The organism is Streptomyces seoulensis, from assembly GCF_022846655.1.
Classification (GTDB): domain Bacteria; phylum Actinomycetota; class Actinomycetes; order Streptomycetales; family Streptomycetaceae; genus Streptomyces.
This window is the reverse complement of the sequence record NZ_AP025667.1, coordinates 324861-342640: the sequence shown is the minus strand read 5'-3', so window position 1 is coordinate 342640 and position 17780 is coordinate 324861. Positions and strand designations below refer to the sequence as shown.

At 72.1% G+C, this 17780-nt stretch carries 23 protein-coding genes; 5 read left to right on the top strand and 18 right to left on the bottom strand.

Translation table 11 applies throughout. From position 1 onward, the window contains the following. Nucleotides 1–110: 110 nt before the first annotated feature. Complete coding sequence (locus HEK131_RS01630) at nt 111–1154, top strand: aldo/keto reductase (protein ID WP_244333403.1); 1044 nt, start codon at nt 111–113, stop codon at nt 1152–1154. A 3-nt stretch (nt 1155–1157) separates the two neighbouring features. Here the strand turns inward: HEK131_RS01630 and HEK131_RS01625 are convergent, their stop codons facing one another. The 7 genes from HEK131_RS01625 to HEK131_RS01595 all read right to left on the bottom strand — a co-directional run bounded on the left by HEK131_RS01625 (nt 1158) and on the right by HEK131_RS01595 (nt 7841). Next, a complete protein-coding gene (locus HEK131_RS01625; RefSeq protein WP_217461428.1) occupies nt 1158–1652 on the bottom strand; it encodes an HAD domain-containing protein in 495 nt (164 codons plus the stop codon). Between the two features lie 50 nt (nt 1653–1702). Beyond that, nucleotides 1703–2791: a phosphotransferase family protein gene (locus HEK131_RS01620; protein ID WP_244333401.1), complete on the bottom strand. Its 1089-nt coding sequence runs from the start codon at nt 2789–2791 to the stop codon at nt 1703–1705. A gap of 137 nt (nt 2792–2928) precedes the next feature. Next, nucleotides 2929–3693, bottom strand: a complete 765-nt coding sequence (locus HEK131_RS01615) for an HAD family hydrolase (protein WP_244333399.1) — start codon at nt 3691–3693, stop codon at nt 2929–2931. Further along, on the bottom strand, nt 3693–4571 hold the full coding sequence (locus tag HEK131_RS01610) for a winged helix-turn-helix domain-containing protein (protein ID WP_217461431.1): 879 nt from the start codon (nt 4569–4571) through the stop codon (nt 3693–3695). Before HEK131_RS01610 ends, HEK131_RS01615 begins: the two co-directional genes overlap by 1 nt. A 134-nt stretch (nt 4572–4705) precedes the next feature. Next, on the bottom strand, nt 4706–5617 hold the full coding sequence (locus tag HEK131_RS01605) for a winged helix-turn-helix domain-containing protein (protein WP_244333397.1): 912 nt from the start codon (nt 5615–5617) through the stop codon (nt 4706–4708). Between the two features lie 332 nt (nt 5618–5949). After that, nucleotides 5950–7188, bottom strand: coding sequence for a GNAT family N-acetyltransferase (locus tag HEK131_RS01600; RefSeq protein ID WP_244333395.1), 1239 nt, complete (start codon nt 7186–7188; stop codon nt 5950–5952). Nucleotides 7189–7253: 65 nt separating this feature from the next. Further along, a complete protein-coding gene (locus HEK131_RS01595; RefSeq protein ID WP_217461434.1) occupies nt 7254–7841 on the bottom strand; it encodes an aerial mycelium formation protein in 588 nt (195 codons plus the stop codon). A gap of 159 nt (nt 7842–8000) precedes the next feature. Between HEK131_RS01595 and dtd the strand changes: the two genes are divergently transcribed. Continuing rightward, nucleotides 8001–8426 (top strand): D-aminoacyl-tRNA deacylase, encoded by a 426-nt coding sequence (dtd, locus tag HEK131_RS01590; protein WP_244333393.1) that lies wholly within the window; start codon nt 8001–8003, stop codon nt 8424–8426. A 115-nt stretch (nt 8427–8541) separates the two neighbouring features. Here dtd and HEK131_RS01585 read toward each other — a convergent pair whose 3' ends face one another. The 3 genes from HEK131_RS01585 to HEK131_RS01575 form a co-directional block, all read right to left on the bottom strand. Beyond that, nucleotides 8542–9507, bottom strand: a complete 966-nt coding sequence (locus HEK131_RS01585; protein WP_244333391.1) for a YgfZ/GcvT domain-containing protein — start codon at nt 9505–9507, stop codon at nt 8542–8544. A 10-nt stretch (nt 9508–9517) separates the two neighbouring features. Continuing rightward, nucleotides 9518–9955 carry a Fur family transcriptional regulator gene (locus tag HEK131_RS01580; RefSeq protein WP_161149352.1) on the bottom strand — a complete coding sequence of 146 codons (438 nt, stop codon included), beginning with the start codon at nt 9953–9955 and terminating at the stop codon, nt 9518–9520. 71 nt (nt 9956–10026) lie between these two features. Next, a complete protein-coding gene (locus HEK131_RS01575; protein WP_161149351.1) occupies nt 10027–10602 on the bottom strand; it encodes an FABP family protein in 576 nt (191 codons plus the stop codon). A 263-nt stretch (nt 10603–10865) separates the two neighbouring features. Between HEK131_RS01575 and HEK131_RS01570 the strand changes: the two genes are divergently transcribed. Beyond that, complete coding sequence (locus HEK131_RS01570) at nt 10866–11228, top strand: DsrE family protein (protein WP_161149350.1); 363 nt, start codon at nt 10866–10868, stop codon at nt 11226–11228. A 24-nt stretch (nt 11229–11252) separates the two neighbouring features. Beyond that, nucleotides 11253–11624 carry a VOC family protein gene (locus HEK131_RS01565; RefSeq protein ID WP_217461437.1) on the top strand — a complete coding sequence of 124 codons (372 nt, stop codon included), beginning with the start codon at nt 11253–11255 and terminating at the stop codon, nt 11622–11624. A gap of 27 nt (nt 11625–11651) precedes the next feature. Here HEK131_RS01565 and HEK131_RS01560 read toward each other — a convergent pair whose 3' ends face one another. The 8 genes from HEK131_RS01560 to HEK131_RS01530 all read right to left on the bottom strand — a co-directional run bounded on the left by HEK131_RS01560 (nt 11652) and on the right by HEK131_RS01530 (nt 16775). After that, nucleotides 11652–11915 (bottom strand): DUF3099 domain-containing protein, encoded by a 264-nt coding sequence (locus HEK131_RS01560; RefSeq protein WP_161149348.1) that lies wholly within the window; start codon nt 11913–11915, stop codon nt 11652–11654. Between the two features lie 98 nt (nt 11916–12013). Next, the gene (locus tag HEK131_RS01555) at nt 12014–12301 is read right to left on the bottom strand and encodes a DUF1416 domain-containing protein (protein ID WP_217461438.1); all 288 of its coding nucleotides are present in this window, start codon (nt 12299–12301) and stop codon (nt 12014–12016) included. Between the two features lie 44 nt (nt 12302–12345). Then, complete coding sequence (locus tag HEK131_RS01550) at nt 12346–13191, bottom strand: sulfurtransferase (protein WP_217461439.1); 846 nt, start codon at nt 13189–13191, stop codon at nt 12346–12348. A gap of 127 nt (nt 13192–13318) precedes the next feature. Then, nucleotides 13319–13399 (bottom strand): Ms5788A family Cys-rich leader peptide, encoded by an 81-nt coding sequence (locus HEK131_RS30250; RefSeq protein ID WP_350751515.1) that lies wholly within the window; start codon nt 13397–13399, stop codon nt 13319–13321. 230 nt (nt 13400–13629) lie between these two features. After that, nucleotides 13630–14367, bottom strand: coding sequence for an LmeA family phospholipid-binding protein (locus HEK131_RS01545; protein WP_244333390.1), 738 nt, complete (start codon nt 14365–14367; stop codon nt 13630–13632). 184 nt (nt 14368–14551) lie between these two features. Continuing rightward, nucleotides 14552–15619, bottom strand: a complete 1068-nt coding sequence (locus HEK131_RS01540) for a hypothetical protein (RefSeq protein WP_244333388.1) — start codon at nt 15617–15619, stop codon at nt 14552–14554. Nucleotides 15620–15623: 4 nt separating this feature from the next. Next, nucleotides 15624–15878 (bottom strand): MoaD/ThiS family protein, encoded by a 255-nt coding sequence (locus HEK131_RS01535; RefSeq protein ID WP_217461442.1) that lies wholly within the window; start codon nt 15876–15878, stop codon nt 15624–15626. Nucleotides 15879–15932: 54 nt separating this feature from the next. Continuing rightward, nucleotides 15933–16775: an alpha/beta hydrolase gene (locus HEK131_RS01530; protein WP_244333387.1), complete on the bottom strand. Its 843-nt coding sequence runs from the start codon at nt 16773–16775 to the stop codon at nt 15933–15935. A 171-nt stretch (nt 16776–16946) separates the two neighbouring features. Between HEK131_RS01530 and HEK131_RS01525 the strand changes: the two genes are divergently transcribed. Then, a complete protein-coding gene (locus HEK131_RS01525) occupies nt 16947–17741 on the top strand; it encodes a winged helix-turn-helix transcriptional regulator (RefSeq protein ID WP_217461444.1) in 795 nt (264 codons plus the stop codon). Nucleotides 17742–17780: the final 39 nt, after the last annotated feature.

Below are 17780 nucleotides of genomic sequence, written 5' to 3'. Positions count from 1 at the left end.
ACTTGCTAACCGGAACAGCGTTCCGTATCGTTCTTCCCGGAACACTGTTCCGTTTTCGTGAGCGTAACGCGCCGCGGCCGGCCCCGGCCACCGCGGGTTGGAGGAGACTCATGAAGTACCGCACGCTGGGCCGGACCGGAATGAAGGTCAGCCCGTACTGCCTGGGCGCGATGATGTTCGGCGCCATCGGCAACCCGGACCACGACGACTCCGTACGCATGATCCACAAGGCGCTGGACGCCGGGATCAACTTCGTCGACACCGCCGACATCTACTCCTACGGGGAGTCGGAGACGATCGTCGGCAAGGCGCTCAAGGGGCGCCGGGACTCCGTCGTGCTCGCCACCAAGGCGCGGCTGCCGATGGACGCCGGCACGGGCACCACGGACCCCAACATGCAGGGCGGCTCCCGGCGTTGGCTGACGCGGGCGCTCGAGGACTCGCTGCGCCGGCTGGGTACGGACCATGTGGACCTCTTCCAGGTCCACCGGCCCGACCCGGACACCGACATCGAGGAGACCCTCTCCGCCCTCACCGACCTGGTGCGCGCGGGCAAGGTCCGCGCGATCGGCACCTCCGGCCACCCCGCCTCCGACATCGTCGAGGCGCAGTGGGTCGCCGAACACCACCGGCTGCAGCGCTTCCGCACCGAACAGCCGACGTACTCCCTGCTCAACCGGGGTATCGAGCGCGAGGTCCTGCCCGTGTGCGAGCGGTACGGGATGGGCACGCTGATCTACAGCCCGCTGGCCGGGGGCATGCTCACCGGGCGCTACCGCAAGGACCGGCCCGCCGACACCCACCGCTCCACCTACGGCTTCCGGTACCTGCGCGACGAGCGGCGCCTCGACACCGTCGAGCGCCTGATCCCGGTCGCCGAGGAGGCCGGGGTCTCGCTGACGCACCTCGCGCTGGCCTTCGTGATCAGCCACCCCGGCGTCACCTCCGCGATCATCGGCCCGCGCACCATGGAGCAGTTGGACGATCTGCTCGCGGGCGACAAGGTCACCCTGTCCGACGAGATCCTGGACCGTGTCGACGCGGTCGTCCCGCCCGGCACGGACGTCGGCGCCCTCGACATGGAGTACGCCCCGCCCGCCCTGACCGAGTCCCACCTGCGGCGCCGGTGGGCCGGGGAGCGCTCGGCCGCCTGAGCGTCAGTCCGACGGGTGCCTGCCGAGCCACTCCCGCAGTGCCGTGAAGTCCGCCTCCGTCAGCCCGTAGGCGTGGTCCACGCGGTGCAGCAGGGCCGGGGCACGGTGGTGGACGGCGACGAACGCCCGGTCCGCCTCCGTGATCTCGTCGTCGATCCAGACGAACGCCCGTCCCGCCGCGAAGTCGACCAGCGGCCGCGTCTTCCAGTGGATGAGCGCGGGCGGCTCGTCCTCGTCCGGCCACGGCACCACCGGCAGCGGCGGCAGTCCCAGCCAGGGCGCGAGCACCGCGTTGGCGTCGTCCATCCAGGTGGACGCCCACACCAGGTCGCACCCGAGCGCCACCAGCCTCGCCCCGAGCCCCGGATCGACCCGGCAGAGCAGCGGATGCCCGCTCTCGCCCGGCAGCACGCCGACTCCCCGCTCGAACACCGGGTACGAGGCATCCGGTGCGCCGAAGGGGATCAGAGGGCCGTCGATGTCGAGGAAGAGCAGCATCACCCCTCAGCATCGGGCATCCGCGCGGCCGGGGCCAGGAAGGCGGCGGTTCAGCTCACGTCCCGCCCGGTGCCGTGCACGCGGTGCCAGCGGGTGAGGGCCGAGGCCACGCGCCGGGGGGCCGGGACGTCGACCAGGCCCAGGGGAAGCGCGCCCGCGGCCAGGATCTCGCGCAGTTTCACCGCGAGGGGCAGGACCGGGGGCGGGTCGGCGCTCTCCAGGGCGAGTGCGGAACGGATGACGTCGGTGAAGACGGACTGCGCACGCTTGTAGGCGAGCAGCGGCGGCAGGTCGTCGGCCCAGCCGCGCACGCTCCCGGGGCGCACCGCGCGGACGGCGGTGTGCCAGCGGGCGGCCGTCTCGCGGGCCTGCGGGACGGGATAGCGCATGAGGTGCAGATGGGTGGCGAGGTCGTAGAGCGGGTCGCCGACCATGGCCAGCTCCCAGTCGATGGTCCACAGCCGGTCCACCGGGTCCACGATGAAGTTCTCCCGGTGCAGGTCGGCGTGGAGCAGGCAGAACGGCCGCCTGGCCAGGCCGTGCACATGGGCGCGCAGATGCTTGAACGAGGTCTCGGTGAGGCCCAGTTCGGCGAAGAGGGACTCGAAGCGGTCGAGGTTGCGGCGGTAGACCCGGTGCTCGGTGAAGTGGACCAGCCGTTCCAGGAAGCCGTCGCTGTCGCCGTCCGCCGGGCGGTCCTCGGCGGCGCAGCGCCGCTCGGCCGTGACGGCCTCCGGGCCGATCGCGGCCAGCTTCCCGAACAGCTCGGTGATCTGGCGGCACAGCGCCTCCGGCACCTCGGTGCCGGAGGGGTGGCGCGTGCCGAGGGTGGTGCCCTCGATGAACCGCATCAGACGCATCCCGCCCACCTCCACCAGGCCGGGGACGCGCGGCACCCGGTCGCCCAGCGCGGTGAGCAGCCGCTCCTCCGAGGCGAAGCAGCGCCGGTCGAACCAGAGCAGCCCGTCCCTGGGCTCCCGGCACTTCCACCGCCCCGGATGGAGCCGTCCGGCCTCGTCGGCCAGCGGGAAGACGTACGTCTCGTGGTGGTACCCGTGGAGCGGCCCTTCGACCACCTTGTCGTCGCCGCTCGCCTCGGCGGCGTTCTGCCGAGCAATCGAAACCGTTTCGGGGGACATGGCCCGTTCTCTCGCCGTGCGCCCTGCCGAAGGGGGCGGAAGTGGCAGCACGCTACAGGCTCCGGAACCGGTCACGGCCCCACGACTCCGGGCCGGTTCCCCCGTACCGGCTACGGGTCGCACAGGCGTGCCGGCCGCTACCCCCGCAGGGCGAGCAGCAGGGGCTCCAGGGAGGTGAGGACCGTGTCGGCGCCCGAGGCGCGCAGCACCTTGGCCCGCCGCTCGCCGCTCGCGTAGCCGAGGAAGCGCACCCCGGCCCGGTCGGCGGCGACGAGGTCGGAGGGCGAGTCCCCGATCATCAGCGCGGAGCCGGGGTCCGCGCCCAGTGCGGCGAGGGCCCGGTTGAGGCAGTGCGGGTCGGGCTTGAGGTGGTGCAGGTCGGCGGTGCGGCCGTAGATGTGCGGGGCGAAGCAGCCGGTCAGGCCCCGGCCGGCGAGGTAGGCGCCGACCACGCGGGGGGAGTTGTTGGTGGTGACGGCCAGCCGGGAGCCCACGGCGGCCCAGGTCCGGATCAGCGGGTCGGCGTACTCGGTCGGCCAGGCGGAGGCGGCGGCCAGCAGCTCCTCCTGGGTGAGGCGTTCCTCCAGCTCGGTGACGAGGTCGCTGCCGGGATGCCGGCGGTCCACGGCCCGCAGCACCACCTGTGGGTCCAGCGTCGCGCGCTCGTCCTCGCTGAGCAGCCCGTGCAGCCCGCGCCCGGCCAGCCACTCCACCAGCCCGGCCGCGATCTCCTCCGCCTTGTGCCCGGCGAACAGCCGGCAGACCGGGCCGTCGAAGTCCCAGAGGACGACCCGCGCGCCGGTCAGTTCCCGGAGCCTCTCGGTCTCGTACGCGGTCTTTTCCTCAGCCGTCTCGGTCGCCACCGGCTCGTGCGGCGCCGTCTCCGTCGTCTCAGAAGTCACTAGGAGAGTGTCAGGTCCGTGGTGATGGTTTCCCAGAGGGCGTCGAACCACTTCTGGGACTGTTCCACGAAAGAGGCGTCGCGTCTGCCGGACCGCTTCTCGAAGGAGAAGAGCATGGACTCCGAGCCGAGGGTGTCGAACATCTCCAGGGTGCCCTCGTCGGTGGACTCCTCGCGGCGGGTGACCATGTAGTACGCGTACAGCGCCTCCGCGCCGTTGAGCAGGTACAGCTTGGCCGGCGGGGTGAACGGCAGGGCGCGGAAGGTGACGTGGACGTCGATGTCGTGCGTGGCGCGCAGGGCGTTGAGGTTGTACTGCAGCACCTGGCCCTGGGCGTTGCGCATCGCCAGCCAGCGCCGGTGCACCGGGTCGGCGTCGTCACCGGCGGGGTCCACCGGGACCGGGAAGGCGAGGTCGATGTCGCGCGAGGGCAGCAGGACGCGTACGTCGATGCGCTCGGGGCGGACCCGGCCCTCGTGGATCAGGCGCAGCGGCTCACCGAGGGCGGGGATCAGGCTCTGCGCGGTCAGGCAGACGGCGTCGACGCGGACGTGGGGCGCGGTGAACGCCTCGGCCAGCCGGGCGGCGAGGGCGACCATCGTGGGCTGGGGGCCGTCCTGCGCGGGGGCGGGCTCCGCGACGCGCGGCGGGCTGCCCTTGGTGACACCGCTGAGCAGGCCGTCGTCGTGCAGTACCCGCAGGGCCTGGCGCACGGCACCGCGCTCCACGCCGAACTCCTCGGCCAGCTCGGCCTGGGTGGGCAGCCGCTCGCCCGCCCTGAGGTCGCCGGCGCGGATGCGCGCGCGCAGGGCGTCGGCGATCTCCTGGGCGGTGAACCGTCTGCCGTTCACTGCCACGTTCTCCTGGGTCACGACCAAACGGTACAACCTCCTTCCATCTACGGGCAGTTGTCGCAACCTTGTTTGGAAGTAACCGCCAAGTGAGGACAACAAAGGAAGAGTTGGCTGCCAACTCGGTCGCTCCTCGTCGCCGGACCGGCCCTCTGCGGCGGCTACGGCGTCAGCACCAGCTCCGAGCTGATCGTCTCCCACAGCGCGTCGAACCACAGCCGGGACTGCGTCACGAACCCGGTGTCCCGCGCGCCCGCGCCCCGCGCGAAGGCGAACAGCATCGACCGGGTGCCCTCGGCGTCGTACAGCGCCAGATGCTCCGGCCCGATGTCCCGCTCCCGCCGGGCCAGCGTGTAGTAGGCGAACAGCGCCTCCGCGCCGTTGAGGAGGTACAGCTTGACCGGCGGGGTGAACGGCAGCGCCCGGAACCGGACCTGGACGTCGATGCCGTGCGTGGTGCGCAGCGCCATCAGGTTGTGCCGCAGCACCTGGCCCTGGGCGTTGCGCTGGGCCAGCCAGCGCCGGTGCAGCAGGGCGGTGTCGGCGACGTCCACCGGGGCGGGGAAGGCGAGGGTGATGTCCCGGCTCGGCAGCAGCAGCCGTACGTCGATCTTGGCCGGTTCCAGCCGCCCCGCGTGGATCTGCCGCAGCGGTTCGCCGATGGCCAGGGTGAGCGAGACGGAGGTCAGACAGAGGGCGTCGATCCGGACGTGCGGGACCGCGAAGGCCGCGGCGACGCGCGGCGCGAGCCCCGCCATGGTGGGCTGCGGGGGCGCGGCCGGGCCGGCCGTGCCGGGCGGGACGGCCACCGTGGCCGGGCTGCCCTGCGACGTCCCGGTGAGCAGCCGCTCCACGCGCAGGATGCGCAGCGCCTCACGGACCGTGCCGCGCTCGACCCCGAACTCCTGGGCCAGCTCCGCCTGGGTGGGCAGCCGCTCGCCGGGCCGCAGCACGCCGGAGTCGATCCGGGTGCGCAGGGTGTCGGCCACCACGCGAGGTGTGACGCGTGACTGCCGTGACCGTGGTGACCTCTTCGGTCCAGTGGCGGAGACGTGTTCCGGGTCCACGGACAAAGGCTACAACTTCCCGCCATCTTGCGGCAGTTCGCGGGAAGGTGGTTATGAGCCGCTTCCATGCGGAGATAAGTACAGTGAAGTTGGCAGCCAACTCGGCCGACCTGGTCGAACATTCCGACGGTTGGCCGACCGGGCTTCCCTCCGGAGGGGAGCCGGGAGCCCGGCAGTAGGCGGCCACGGGAACGCACAGCCACAACTGAACATCCGCACAGCCACAACCGAACAACGTCAGCGCACAGCCACAACCGAACACCGGCACGTCAACGGCACGCTACGGATGAGCGGCCACCGGCACGGCAGAAGGGACCGGCAGCGACCGCCGAGCGCGGTCAGAAGGAGTCCGGGCACCACGGCCGCCCGGACGTGCGGAAGAGGGCGTCGGCCGCACGGGCGGCGCCCTCCCGCCCCTCCTGGACCCGGCCGAGCGCCGCCAGCCGGGTCAGCGAGCCGTCCCCCAGCCACACCGTGGCCAGCTCGGCCACCGGCAGCGTCAGATCGGCGGACGCACCGCCCGCCGGGGTGCACGAGGCCCCCTCGGGAGACGCCTCCAGCCGGTACCGCCCGCCCGCCGTGCCGTCCTCGTCCAGCACCTCGATCACCAGGGACCCGGACCGCTCGTAGGTCCGCGCCTCCAGCGCCCGTACGACGTCCAACAGCCGCACCCACAGCCAGTCCGTGTGCGTCTCGACGCGGGCCGCGCGCACGTCGGGCAGGAGGAAGGGCAGCAGGGAGTCGGGGGCCCGCCAGCCGCTCTTGACGTGGGCGATCCAGTCGATCGAGCAGAGGTAGCGCCACAGCGCGGCCTCGGCCGCCGGGGTCGCGGAGGTCAGCCACTCCACCTTGGCCGCGTTGTCCGGCTGCTGCCCCTCCCACTTGCTCTCGCACCGGTAGGACACCATGCCCTCGACCTCGCCGGAGGCCGAGCGGTACACCGCGAAGAACGGCTCGGTCCAGTCCCGGCCGAAGCGGGCCACACCGGTACGGGCGTCCCACCACAGCTCGTCCCGGCCGAGCGCGCCCGGCGTGACCGCGCGCACCCGCTCGGACAGCTTCGGGCCCAGCGCGCGCACCTCGGCGCCGTCCACGAGGTCGATCCGGCCGCCGTCCTCCGGGCCCGCCCAGCGCGGGTCCAGCCCGGAACGCGTCACGTCCACGGTCCAGTTGGTCGCCCAGGTCGCCGGGCCGAAGCCGTGCCGGCCGTAGATCGGGTACTCGGCGGCGATCAGGGTGGCGATCACGTCACCGCGCTCCCGCGCCGCCGCCAGGTCCTCGCGCATCATCCGCGTGAGCAGACCGCGGCGGCGGTGCGTCGGGGAGACGGTGACGTTGGAGACGGCGTTCGACGGGACGTACGCGCCGCCGACCGCGGTGACCTCCTGCGCGAAGGAGCGGAAGGTGGCCACGCAGCGGCCGCCGTCGAAGGCGCCGAGGAGGCGTCCCGGCTCGAACTGCCTGCGCCGGGCCTCCCGCTGCTCGGCGGTGAGCACCGGTTCCTGCAGGAAACCGGTGTCCAGGGCGCGGTGCCAGTTGTCGAACTCGTCCTCTGCCGCGGGGCGTACGTCGATCATGGGGCCACGGTAGGCGCGGGGACGGCGCGTGTCGCGTCCATTTCTCTCGCCCCGGCCCCGGCAGGTCAGGCCAGCAGATCGTCCACCTGGGCCTCGCCCGCCCGGTACCGGCGCGCGATCTCGCCCCCGCAGTCGTCGGCGGTGCGCTGGAGACCCTGGCGGCGGTGCGAGATCTCCTGCTCGTACCGGGTCAACCTGCCCATCGCGTCCGCCAGTTCGTCGTCCGTGCGGGCGGTCAGGTCGGACAGCTCGACCTCGGCGAGCATCTCCGCCGCGAGCCTGCCGTACTCCTCGCTGTGCGGGGTGCCCAGGGTGACGTGGCGGGCGGAGGAGCGGTGGCGGGCCGGGCCGTCGGCGAGGATCTCCGACAGCCGGTCCACCACGGACCCGTCCGCCGGCTCCGGGACGCGGGCCCCGCCCCGCCGGGCCAGCTCGGCGCGCAGGATGTCGATCCGGCCCTGGAGCAGCCGTCGTACGTAGCTCAGGTCCGCCTCGTCGCGCTGGGCGTCCCGGCGCAGCGCGCGCAGCTCGGACAGGCTCAGCGGGGCCAGGGCGGACGGAGCGGGTTGCCCGGGCAGTGGGCCGGGCGGGCTGTCGGCGCGCTGCGCGGGCGGCCGGTGGGTGACCGGATCACTGGTGCTCGGTGTGCTCATGTGCTGCGGACCGTCCCCTCGACCGGTTGTGGGAGCATCGTGCCACCCCCGGTGGCCGCTATGTGACCGACTGCCCCCGAACGGCCCTGGATGGGGGGTATTGATCGATTGTGGGCCCCCTGGACGAGCGCGCGCCCGGCGCACGGCATGATGGGGCGCATGCGTGCGGTGGTGCAACGGGTGGACGGCGCGAGCGTCGTCGTGGAGGGCGAGACGGTGGGCGCGATCGAGGGCGAGGGCCTGTGCGTCCTGGTCGGCGTGACCCACGAGGACACCAAGGAGAAGGCGGCCCAACTGGCCCGCAAACTCTGGTCGGTGCGCATGCTGGCCGACGAGAGATCATGCAGCGACATCGACGCCCCGCTGCTGGTCATCAGCCAGTTCACCCTCTACGGCGACGCCCGCAAGGGCCGCCGCCCCACCTGGAACGCGGCCGCCCCCGGCGCGGTCGCCGAACCCCTGGTGGACGAGGTCGTCGCCCAGCTCCGCACCCTCGGCGCGACGGTCGCCACGGGCCGCTTCGGCGCCCAGATGCGGGTGTCCCTGGTGAACGACGGCCCGTTCACGGTGCTGATCGAGGTCTAGGCGGGCGCTAAGCCATCTCGATCAGCCAGGCGGGCAATACCACGAACGAGCACATCAGGACGAAGCCGCTCAGATGCATCGCCCCGATGTGCCGCAGCACAGGTCTGCCGCTCACCTACGGCTCGACCACCGTCTCCTGTGCCGCCGCCGTGTCTCCGGCCAGGAGCCGCGCGTCGGTGGGGACGTTGCGCTTGATCACCGCGAGGGCGACCGGGCCGAGTTCGTGGTGGCGTACGGACGTCGTCACCAGGCCGATCTTGCGGCCGTCAGGGCCGTCGTCCGCGAGGCGGATCTCGGTGCCGGGCGGGGGGAGGTGGACGTCGCTGCCGTCGAGGTGGAGGAAGACCAGGCGGCGCGGCGGCTTGCCGAGGTTCTGCACGCGGGCGACCGTCTCCTGGCCCCGGTAGCAGCCCTTCTGGAGGTGGACGGCGGTGCCGATCCAGCCCAGCTCGTGCGGGATGGTGCGGTGGTCGGTCTCGAAGCCGAGGCGGGGCCGGTGCTGCTCGACCCGCAGCGCCTCGTGGGCGAGGAGGCCGGCGGCCGGGCCGGAGCGGGCGGCGAACTCCTCCAGCTCCTCGCGCGGCAGGAAGAGGTCACGGCCGTACGGGGTCTCGCGGACCACCGCGCTTTCGGGGACCTCGGCGATGGAGCCGGCGGGGAGGTGGACCACCGCGAAGTCGGCGGTGCGGTCGGCGACCTCGACGCGGTAGAAGAACTTCATCGACTCCAGGTAGGCGATGAGCGCCTTCTGGGTGCCGGGCTCGACGTGCGCCCACACGGTGGTGCCGTCGTCCACCAGGTACAGGGCGTGCTCGATGTGCCCGTTGGCGGAAAGGACCAGCGCCTCGGTGGCCTCACCCACCGGCAGGTCACTGACGTGCTGGGTGAGCAGCAGGTGCAGCCAGCTCAGCCGGTCCGCGCCGGTGACGGCGACGACGCCCCGGTGGGAGAGGTCGACGAAACCGGTGCCGTCGGCGAGGGCGCGCTGCTCGCGGAACAGGTCGCCGTAGTGGGCGGCGACGCCTTCGTCCGCGCCCTCGGCGGGAACGGCGCCGGGCAGGGACAGCAGGGGGCTCTTCATACGGGCCAGCCTACGACGGGGTGGTTGAACTCTTCATCGTGCAGTCCGCGCAGCGGCCGAAGATCGCGAAGTGCTTCATGTCGGTGTCGAACCCGAACTGCTCGCGCAGCCGCGCGGTGAAGTCGGCGGCCACCTCCACGTCCGCCTCGATCACGTTCTCGCAGTCCCGGCAGACCAGGTGGAGATGGTGATGGCGGTCGGCGAGGTGATAGGTGGGCGCGCCGTGGCCGAGGTGGGCGTGGCTGACCAGCCCCAGCTCCTCCAGCAGCTCCAGCGTGCGGTACACGGTGGAGATGTTGACCCCGGACGCGGTCTTGCGGACCTCGACGAGGATGTCGTCGGGCGTCGCGTGCTCCAGCGCGTCCACGGCTTCGAGCACGAGCTGCCGCTGCGGCGTCAGCCGGTAACCGCGCTGCCTGAGATCACTCTTCCAGTCGGTGCTCACCACACTGGAAGTGTAGGGCCCAGCGGGCCGGGCGCCCCGCTCGAACGGGGCGCCGTGCGGCCGTGGGCGCGGGCCTACTTGAAGAACGCGATGCCGTCGTCCGGCATGTCCTCCGGGAGGTCCTTAGCCCAGCGCTCGACGTCCTCGGGGGTGACGGCCTTCTTGAGCTGGGCCGACATGTACGGGCGCAGCTCGACCTCGGGGGTCTGCTTCTCGCCGACCCACATCAGGTCGCCCTTGACGTAGCCGTACAGGCGCTTGCCGCCGGTGTACGCCGGGGACTCGGGGGTGCGGGCGACGGCGTCCGTGACCAGGTCGATCTGGGGCTTCTTGTCCGCCAGCTCGCCGTACCAGATCTCCACCACGCCGTCGTCACGGGTCATCGTGACCGTGATCTTGCGCTCGGCGTCGATCCGCCAGAAGCCGGCCTCGGACTCCAGCGGGCGGACCTTGTTGCCCTCGTTGTCGAGGACCCAGGTACGGGACTGGTACTCCAGGAAGTCCCGGCCGTCGTGGGAGAAGTTCACCTCCTGGCCGAAGTTGCACTTCTCGGAGCCGGGGAAGTCATGGACACCCGCGCCCGCCCAGTTGCCCAGCAGAAAGGCGAGGGGGACGAGGTCCTTGTGCAGGTCAGACGGGATCTCGATCATGAGCGGCCGTTCCTGGTCGGTTCTGGGGCGTTACTTCAGCGCTGGCCCTGGTACAGCTTCTTCACGGTCAGTCCGGCGAAGGCGATCACGCCGACGCAGACCAGGACCAGCAGCAGTTCGAAGAAGATCTCCACGGGTGTGCTCCTTGAGCGAAAGTGGACGTACGACAGAGCCGCGCCCAGCTTACGCGGCCGGGGTCGGAGTCTCCTGGCGAGGGCCCCGGTGCCGGAGCCCGCACGGGCCGCCGCATTACGATCGCCGACATGGCGAACAAGCTCGTGATCAAGGTGACCTCCGGTGCCGACGCGCCGGAGCGGTGTTCTCAGGCGTTCACCGTGGCCGGGGTGGCCGTGGCCAGTGGGGTCGAGGTCTCGGTGTGGCTGACCGGGGAGTCGGCGTGGTTCGCGTTGCCGGGCAGGGCGGCCGAGTTCGAGCTGCCGCACGCGGCGCCGTTGCAGGATCTGCTGGAGTCCGTGCTCGCGGCGGGGCGGGTCACGCTGTGCACGCAGTGCGCGGTGCGGCGGGACATCGGCGAGGGGGACGTCATCGAGGGCGTGCGGATCGCGGGGGCGCAGGTCTTCCTGCAGGAGATCATGGCCGACGGGACGCAGGCCCTCGTCTACTGATCGTCCGCCTGCCAGAATCGGCGGATGCTGCGACTGGGGACGATCGTGATGGGAGCCGCCGACGTACGGCGGGCCGCGGAGTTCTGGGGGCGGGCCCTCGGGTACGTCCCGCGTGACGGCGAGGTGGACGGCGACTGGACGGTGCTGGTGCCGGCCGACGGGCAGGGACCCGGCATCGCCCTCGGACTCAGCACCTCGCCCGCGCAGGAGCGGCCGCGGGTGCACCTCGACCTGTACGCCGAGGACCGGGCCGGGCAGGAGGCCGAGGTGGCCCGGCTCGTCTCGCTGGGCGCCGGGCGCGTCGACTGGGACCTCTACCCCGACGACGCCGACTTCGTGGTGCTCGTCGACCCCGAGGGCAACCGCTTCTGCGTCATCGACACGAGTCACGCCTGACCGGCTCCCCGACGGCCGCGGCACCCGCTAGGAACGCGGGGGCTTCTTGCCGTCGAGTTCGTCCCACCACTCGTCGGACTGCTTGTCCCCGGACGGGGAGTCCCACCAGCGGTCCTCGGGGCCCCGCCGGTTGGCGACCATCGCGGCCACCGGCGGGATGACCATGGCGAACAGGCACATCCCTACCGCCGCCGGGACGGACCAGATCCGGACCACCGACCAGGCGAGGACGAAGAGGACGACGCAGACCCCCATCATCACGAAGTACCAGCGACGCCGCCGTGCGTACATGTGTCCAGAGTAGGGCCGGAGCGCCGGAAGGGCCGCGCCCCAGGTGTCCAACCCGGTGGGCGCGGCCCCTGCCCCGGCCGCAGACGGCCGCGTACGTCTCAGACGGCGATGGCGACCTCGGCCAGGCCGCCCTGCTGGGCGACGACCGTGCGGTCGGCGGTGCCGCCGGGCACGAGCGCGCGCAGGGTCCACGTGCCCTCGGCGGCGTAGAAACGGAACTGCCCCGTGGCGGAGGTGGGGACCTCCGCGGTGAACTCGCCCGTCGAGTCCAGCAGGCGGACGTAGCCCGTCACCGGCTCGCCGTCCCGCGTCACCTGCCCCTGGATCGTGGTCTCACCGGGCTTGATCGTCGCAGCGTCCGGGCCGCCGGCCTTCGCTCCACACATGTCCTTCTCCGTTACGCGTCTGACCAGCAGGTCGGTCGGGTTGCTTACTTCGCCGCGCCCAGCTCGATCGGCACGCCGACCAGCGAGCCGTACTCGGTCCAGGAACCGTCGTAGTTCTTGACGTTCGTGACGCCCAGCAGCTCGTGCAGCACGAACCAGGTCAGCGCCGAGCGCTCGCCGATGCGGCAGTAGGCGATGGTGTCCTTGGCAAGGTCGACGTCCTCCGCCGCGTACAGCTCCTTCAGCTCGTCGTCCGACTTGAAGGTGCCGTCGTCGTTGGCGTTCTTCGACCACGGGATGTTGCGGGCGCTGGGCACGTGGCCCGGACGCTGCGACTGCTCCTGCGGGAGGTGGGCCGGGGCGAGCAGCTTGCCGGAGAACTCGTCGGGCGAGCGCACGTCGACCAGGTTCTGGGCGCCGATCGCGGCCACGACGTCGTCGCGGAAGGCGCGGATCGCGGTGTTCTGCGGCTTGGCCTGGTACTCGGTCTTCGCCCGCTCGGGCACCTCGTCGCCGGGCACCAGCTCGCGGGCGTCCAGCTCCCACTTCTTGCGGCCGCCGTCGAGCAGCTTGACGTTGTCGTGGCCGTACAGCTTGAAGTACCAGTACGCGTACGACGCGAACCAGTTGTTGTTGCCGCCGTAGAGGACGACCAGGGTGTCGTTGCCGATGCCCTTGTCCGACAGGAGCTTCTCGAAGCCCTCCTGGTCGATGAAGTCGCGGCGGACCGGGTCCTGGAGGTCCTTGGTCCAGTCGATGCGGATCGCGTTGCGGATGTGGTTCTTCTCGTAGGCGGACGTGTCCTCGTCCACCTCCACGAGGGCGATGGTCGGGTCGTCGAGGTGCTCCTGCACCCAGTCGGCGTCGACCAGGACGTCGCTGCGGCTCATGCTTTTCTCCTCCGGGGCAGTCACGGTGGCGTGCGGTGAGACGGGTGCGCGCGCATACGGGTGCGGCGGCGCACGAATGCCCTTCCAGCAGGGCGGCCGGGAGATGCGGGAGTGCGGTGACTTCCGCTCAGAAGGGGCGACAGAGCATGGCGGCAACGCGGCACAGGTCCACTGCCCGCCGCTTCGTGAGATCCGCCTGTCGCTTCATGACGTCGATCGTAAGGAGGTCCGGGCGCACGTGTCACCGACGTGTCGAATGGTGAGACGCGATCGTCCGGATGGTGGTCCGCGCGGGGACCTCCGGAGACACGGAAAGCGCCCTCGGGCCCGGATTCCGGGCCGTCGGGCGCTCCCGTCGGTCTTCACGTCCACCGCACATCTGCGGTATGGACGGCGCGTCTCGCCAGTCGGACAGGCGTACGAAGCTCTCGCGGGTCCCTACCCGGCCAGCTTCAGGTCCGAACCCGTCACGCCGATCCGCACGCCGTCCGCCGTGGCCCGCACGCTGTCCACCGCGATACCGCCCGGCAACTGGTCCAGCGCCTGCTGGAAGTCGGTGATCCGGCGGAAGGTGCCCTCGGCCAGGTTGGCGCCCGCTATGACGGGCAGCGAGTCCGCGCGCACCCCGACCTTGCCGCCCTTGACCTCCAGCGAGCTGAGCACGGGGATGGTGCGCTCGATGCCGACCGCCGGGATGCCGAGCTTCACCGAGACCTTGATCTTGCCGTTGCCGCCGTCCCCGAGGCCGGTGATCTGGGCGGTGACGCCGGGCGCCAGCTCGGTCGGCTCGGTCTTGGCGGCCTTCATGAGCTGGTCGTAGGCGATGGTCGCGGAACCGTCGGCGGTGGCGGCGGTGGCCGCGGAGTAGTCGCTGGAGAACTTCACGTCCTTCAGGTCGGCCTTCAGGTCGTCGATGCGGATCGTGCGGCCCTCGGTGCCGGTGGGCGCCGCGTAGTCCTTGATGCCGAGCGCCACGTCGTCCAGCGAACCGGACGCCATCTGGGTGAGGAACGGGAAGCCCTTGATGTCCACGTCCGGCGTCGAGGCGAGGTTCTGCCGCGCCCGTACCCGGTCCGCGACCTCGCCTTCGGCGAAATGCACCGCCACCCGGTCCGCGATCACGAAGAGCCCGCCCAGGATCACGACGAGAATCAGGATTATTCGCAGGGCGCGCATGTTCTCCCCAGAGGACGGCGACTCGGTTTCCGGCGCGGCCACCGTAGCCCCGCCGGAGCCGGTCCAGCGGGAATTGTGGATCACCTGTGACGGGGAGGCGCCGGACTGCGGCATTTCCCGCCTTTGCCCGCGGCGCTTTCCGGAAACCCCGGCCGGAATTCGCCTCCCGGCCGGGGAACGCGGGTCAGGCGAAGACCCGGCCCAGGAGCCAGACCGCCGGGGCCGCGGCCGCCAGGGGGAGGGCGACGCCGGCCGTGAAGTGGACGAAGCGCGAGGGGTAGTCGTAGCTGGCGACCCGGTGGCCGATGAGCGCGCAGACCGCCGCGCCCGCGCCGAGGGCCGCGCCCTCGGTGCCCAGGCCGGTCAGGTTGCCGACCGCGATGCCGGTGCCGGCCGCGGCGAGCAGGGAGACGACGACCGAGACCGGGGTCGGCATGGGCAGCGCGCGGGCCAGGACGGCGACCGCGACGGCCGCCGCACCGACCGACACCGCGTGCGCGGAGGCACCCAGGTAGCCGGTGGCGAGGATGGCGAGCGCCGAGGAGGCGACCGTGACCATCAGGCCGTACATCCGCTCGTCCGGCGAGGCGTGCGAGCGGAGCTGGAACACCAGGGACAGCAGGACCCAGATGCCCAGCGGGCCGAGGATCGCGGCCGGGGCGTGCTCACGGCCCGCCGCCAGCACCGCCGCGTCGGCGACCAGGCCGCCGAGGAACGCCAGCGCGATGCCCTGACGGGCCGGCCACATGCCGTTCAGCCGGAACCAGCCGGCCGCCGTCACCGCCTGGAGCAGCACCAGCGGCACGACCAGGGCGTACGAGCCGAACGGCGCGGCCACCGCGAGCAGCGCGCCGAGCAGCGCGGTGAGCGCGGCGGGCTGGATGCCGGGCTCGACGATCTGCGGGCGGCCCTCCAGACGGGCCCGGTCGGCGGCGGTGAGGCCGGCGGCCTGGGCGGGGTCGGCGGGAGCCTGCGCCGGCTGCGGGGCCTGCGCCGGCTGCGGGGCGGGGTACGGCTGCTCCGCGACCGGTACCCGCGCGTGGTTCTGGGTGTCCCAGGTCTGCCCCTGCCACTGCTGGGCGGGCTGGGCGTCGTACCCGGCGGCCGCCTGCGGGGTCCCGTAGGGGTCGGCGTAGGGGTTCGGGTACTGCGGCTGTCCCTGGGCGGGGGCCCAGTTCCCCGGTGCCTGCTGCTGCCCGTAGGGGTCGTACCCCGAGTACGGGCCGCCCTCGTACGACTGCTGGTCGCTCAACGCCTCATCCTCCTGCGAACGGCGGGAGCACCTCGACCGTGCCGCCCTCGGCCAGCCGTACCGTCTCATGCGCGCGGGTCCCGACGGGAGCGCCGTCGACGAGGAACGCGCACCTAGCCAGCACGCGGGTGAGTTCGCCGGGGTGCCGTTCGCGCGCGGAGGCCAGCGCCTCGGCGAGCGTGTCGGCGTCGTACGGTTCGTCGGCGATCCCGGCCGCGGCCTTCGCGGCGGCCCAGTAGCGCACCGTGACCTTGGGCATCTCGTTCCTCGTGTGACGGCGGGAAATAGAAAGATTAAGACGGTGCCGCCAAGGCTAGTCCGTCCCCCGCCCGGCGCGCTCCCGCGCCCACCGGCCGATCCGGGCGAGCAGCTCGTCCCCGGCCGCGTTCTCGGCGTGGCCCATGCCCGGCTCCAGCCAGAGTTCGCCCGCCTCACCGGCCGCGTCGGCGAGCATCCGGGGGTGGTCGAGCGGGAAGTAGCCGTCGCTGTCGCCGTGCACCACCAGCAGCGGGACGGGCGCGATCCGGGCGGCCGCCTCCACCGGGGAGAGCGGCACCGGGTCCCAGTCGCGGTGGTGGATGCGGGTGCGGAAGCCGTAGCGGCCGACCAGACGGCCCTCGGGACGGGTGACCAGCCAGTGCAGCCGGCGCATCGGCGCGGTGCCCCGGTAGTACCAACGGGCGGGTGAGCTGACCGAGACCACCGCGTCCACCGAGCCGGGGTTCAGGGCCGCGTGCCGCAGCACCACCGAGCCGCCCATGGAGAAGCCGACGCTCACCACGCGCGCGTGCCCGAAGCCGCGCGCCCACTCCACGGCCGCCGTCAGGTCCAGCACCTCGCGGTCCCCCACCGTGGACCGCCCGCCGGAGGCACCGTGGCCCCGGAAGGAGAAGGTCACCACCGCCCCGTACGCGGCCAGCGCGCGGGCCACCCGGCGCACGTGCGGCCGGTCCGCGTCCCCGGTGAAGCCGTGCGCGACCACGAACACGGTCTCGGCGGGGCCCTCTTCGTATACGGCGGGTCCGGGATCGTATACGGAATCGACCGCAATTCCGTCGGCCGTACGGAGAAAAGTCCGGACAGTGGGGTCTTGGCCCGTCTCGGAATTCGGACGAATGGTGGAACGTGGCGCATGACCCGCCGGACGGTTGCTCATGTGGGCTATTCTGCTTGGCAGAGGACTCGGGCAGCGTTGCCCCCGGGTCCTTTTGTGCTTCTGGACGCGTTGTATACGAGGCGGGCCACGCCGGTGTACGGGGCCGACGGGATCGCAGAGCTGTACCGCACCGGCACACGTCCTCGCAGGGACCGAGGAGGAACCAGACGTATGAGTTCTCTGCTGCTCCTGACCAACGCCCTCCAGCCGTCGACGGAGGTGCTCCCCGCTCTCGGCCTGCTGCTGCACAACGTGCGGGTCGCCCCGGCTGAGGGTCCCGCTCTCGTAGACACCCCCGGCGCCGATGTCATCCTCGTCGACGGCCGCCGCGACCTCCCCCAGGTGCGCAGCCTGTGTCAGTTGCTGCGCTCCACCGGACCGGGCTGTCCGCTCGTCCTGGTGGTCACCGAGGGCGGGCTCGCCGCCGTCACCGCCGACTGGGGCATCGACGACGTACTGCTCGACACCGCCGGCCCGGCCGAGGTCGAGGCCAGGCTCCGGCTCGCCATGGGCCGCCAGCAGCTCGTGGGCGACGACTCCCCCATGGAGATCCGCAACGGCGACCTCTCCGTGGACGAGGCCACCTACTCCGCGAAGCTCAAGGGCCGGGTGCTCGACCTGACCTTCAAGGAGTTCGAGCTGCTGAAGTACCTGGCCCAGCACCCCGGCCGCGTCTTCACCCGCGCCCAGCTCCTCCAGGAGGTCTGGGGCTACGACTACTTCGGCGGCACCCGCACCGTGGACGTGCACGTACGGCGGCTGCGGGCCAAGCTCGGCCCGGAGCACGAGTCGTTGATCGGCACCGTCCGCAATGTGGGATACCGCTTCGTCACCCCGGAGAAGCCCGACCGGGCCGCCGAGGAGGCCAGGGCCGAGGCCAAGCGGGCCGCGTCCGGCCGGGCAAAGGCGGCGGAACGGGACGCCTCCGCGGTCCGCGAGGGCAGCGGGGTCGCGGCGGACGCGTAGGACGCGGGCGGCCGGGGTATGGCGAGGGCATCCCCGGCT

Coding starts and splice junctions, on each gene's coding strand:
- HEK131_RS01630 (WP_244333403.1), top strand. CDS start 111: ATGAAGTACCGCACGCTGGGCCGGACCGGAATGAAGGTCAGCCCGTAC.
- HEK131_RS01625 (WP_217461428.1), bottom strand. CDS start 1,652: ATGCTGCTCTTCCTCGACATCGACGGCCCTCTGATCCCCTTCGGCGCA.
- HEK131_RS01620 (WP_244333401.1), bottom strand. CDS start 2,791: ATGTCCCCCGAAACGGTTTCGATTGCTCGGCAGAACGCCGCCGAGGCG.
- HEK131_RS01600 (WP_244333395.1), bottom strand. CDS start 7,188: ATGATCGACGTACGCCCCGCGGCAGAGGACGAGTTCGACAACTGGCAC.
- HEK131_RS01595 (WP_217461434.1), bottom strand. CDS start 7,841: ATGAGCACACCGAGCACCAGTGATCCGGTCACCCACCGGCCGCCCGCG.
- dtd (WP_244333393.1), top strand. CDS start 8,001: ATGCGTGCGGTGGTGCAACGGGTGGACGGCGCGAGCGTCGTCGTGGAG.
- HEK131_RS01585 (WP_244333391.1), bottom strand. CDS start 9,507: ATGAAGAGCCCCCTGCTGTCCCTGCCCGGCGCCGTTCCCGCCGAGGGC.
- HEK131_RS01575 (WP_161149351.1), bottom strand. CDS start 10,602: ATGATCGAGATCCCGTCTGACCTGCACAAGGACCTCGTCCCCCTCGCC.
- HEK131_RS01570 (WP_161149350.1), top strand. CDS start 10,866: ATGGCGAACAAGCTCGTGATCAAGGTGACCTCCGGTGCCGACGCGCCG.
- HEK131_RS01565 (WP_217461437.1), top strand. CDS start 11,253: ATGCTGCGACTGGGGACGATCGTGATGGGAGCCGCCGACGTACGGCGG.
- HEK131_RS01560 (WP_161149348.1), bottom strand. CDS start 11,915: ATGTACGCACGGCGGCGTCGCTGGTACTTCGTGATGATGGGGGTCTGC.
- HEK131_RS01555 (WP_217461438.1), bottom strand. CDS start 12,301: ATGTGTGGAGCGAAGGCCGGCGGCCCGGACGCTGCGACGATCAAGCCC.
- HEK131_RS01550 (WP_217461439.1), bottom strand. CDS start 13,191: ATGAGCCGCAGCGACGTCCTGGTCGACGCCGACTGGGTGCAGGAGCAC.
- HEK131_RS30250 (WP_350751515.1), bottom strand. CDS start 13,399: ATGAAGCGACAGGCGGATCTCACGAAGCGGCGGGCAGTGGACCTGTGC.
- HEK131_RS01545 (WP_244333390.1), bottom strand. CDS start 14,367: ATGCGCGCCCTGCGAATAATCCTGATTCTCGTCGTGATCCTGGGCGGG.
- HEK131_RS01535 (WP_217461442.1), bottom strand. CDS start 15,878: ATGCCCAAGGTCACGGTGCGCTACTGGGCCGCCGCGAAGGCCGCGGCC.
- HEK131_RS01530 (WP_244333387.1), bottom strand. CDS start 16,775: ATGAGCAACCGTCCGGCGGGTCATGCGCCACGTTCCACCATTCGTCCG.
- HEK131_RS01525 (WP_217461444.1), top strand. CDS start 16,947: ATGAGTTCTCTGCTGCTCCTGACCAACGCCCTCCAGCCGTCGACGGAG.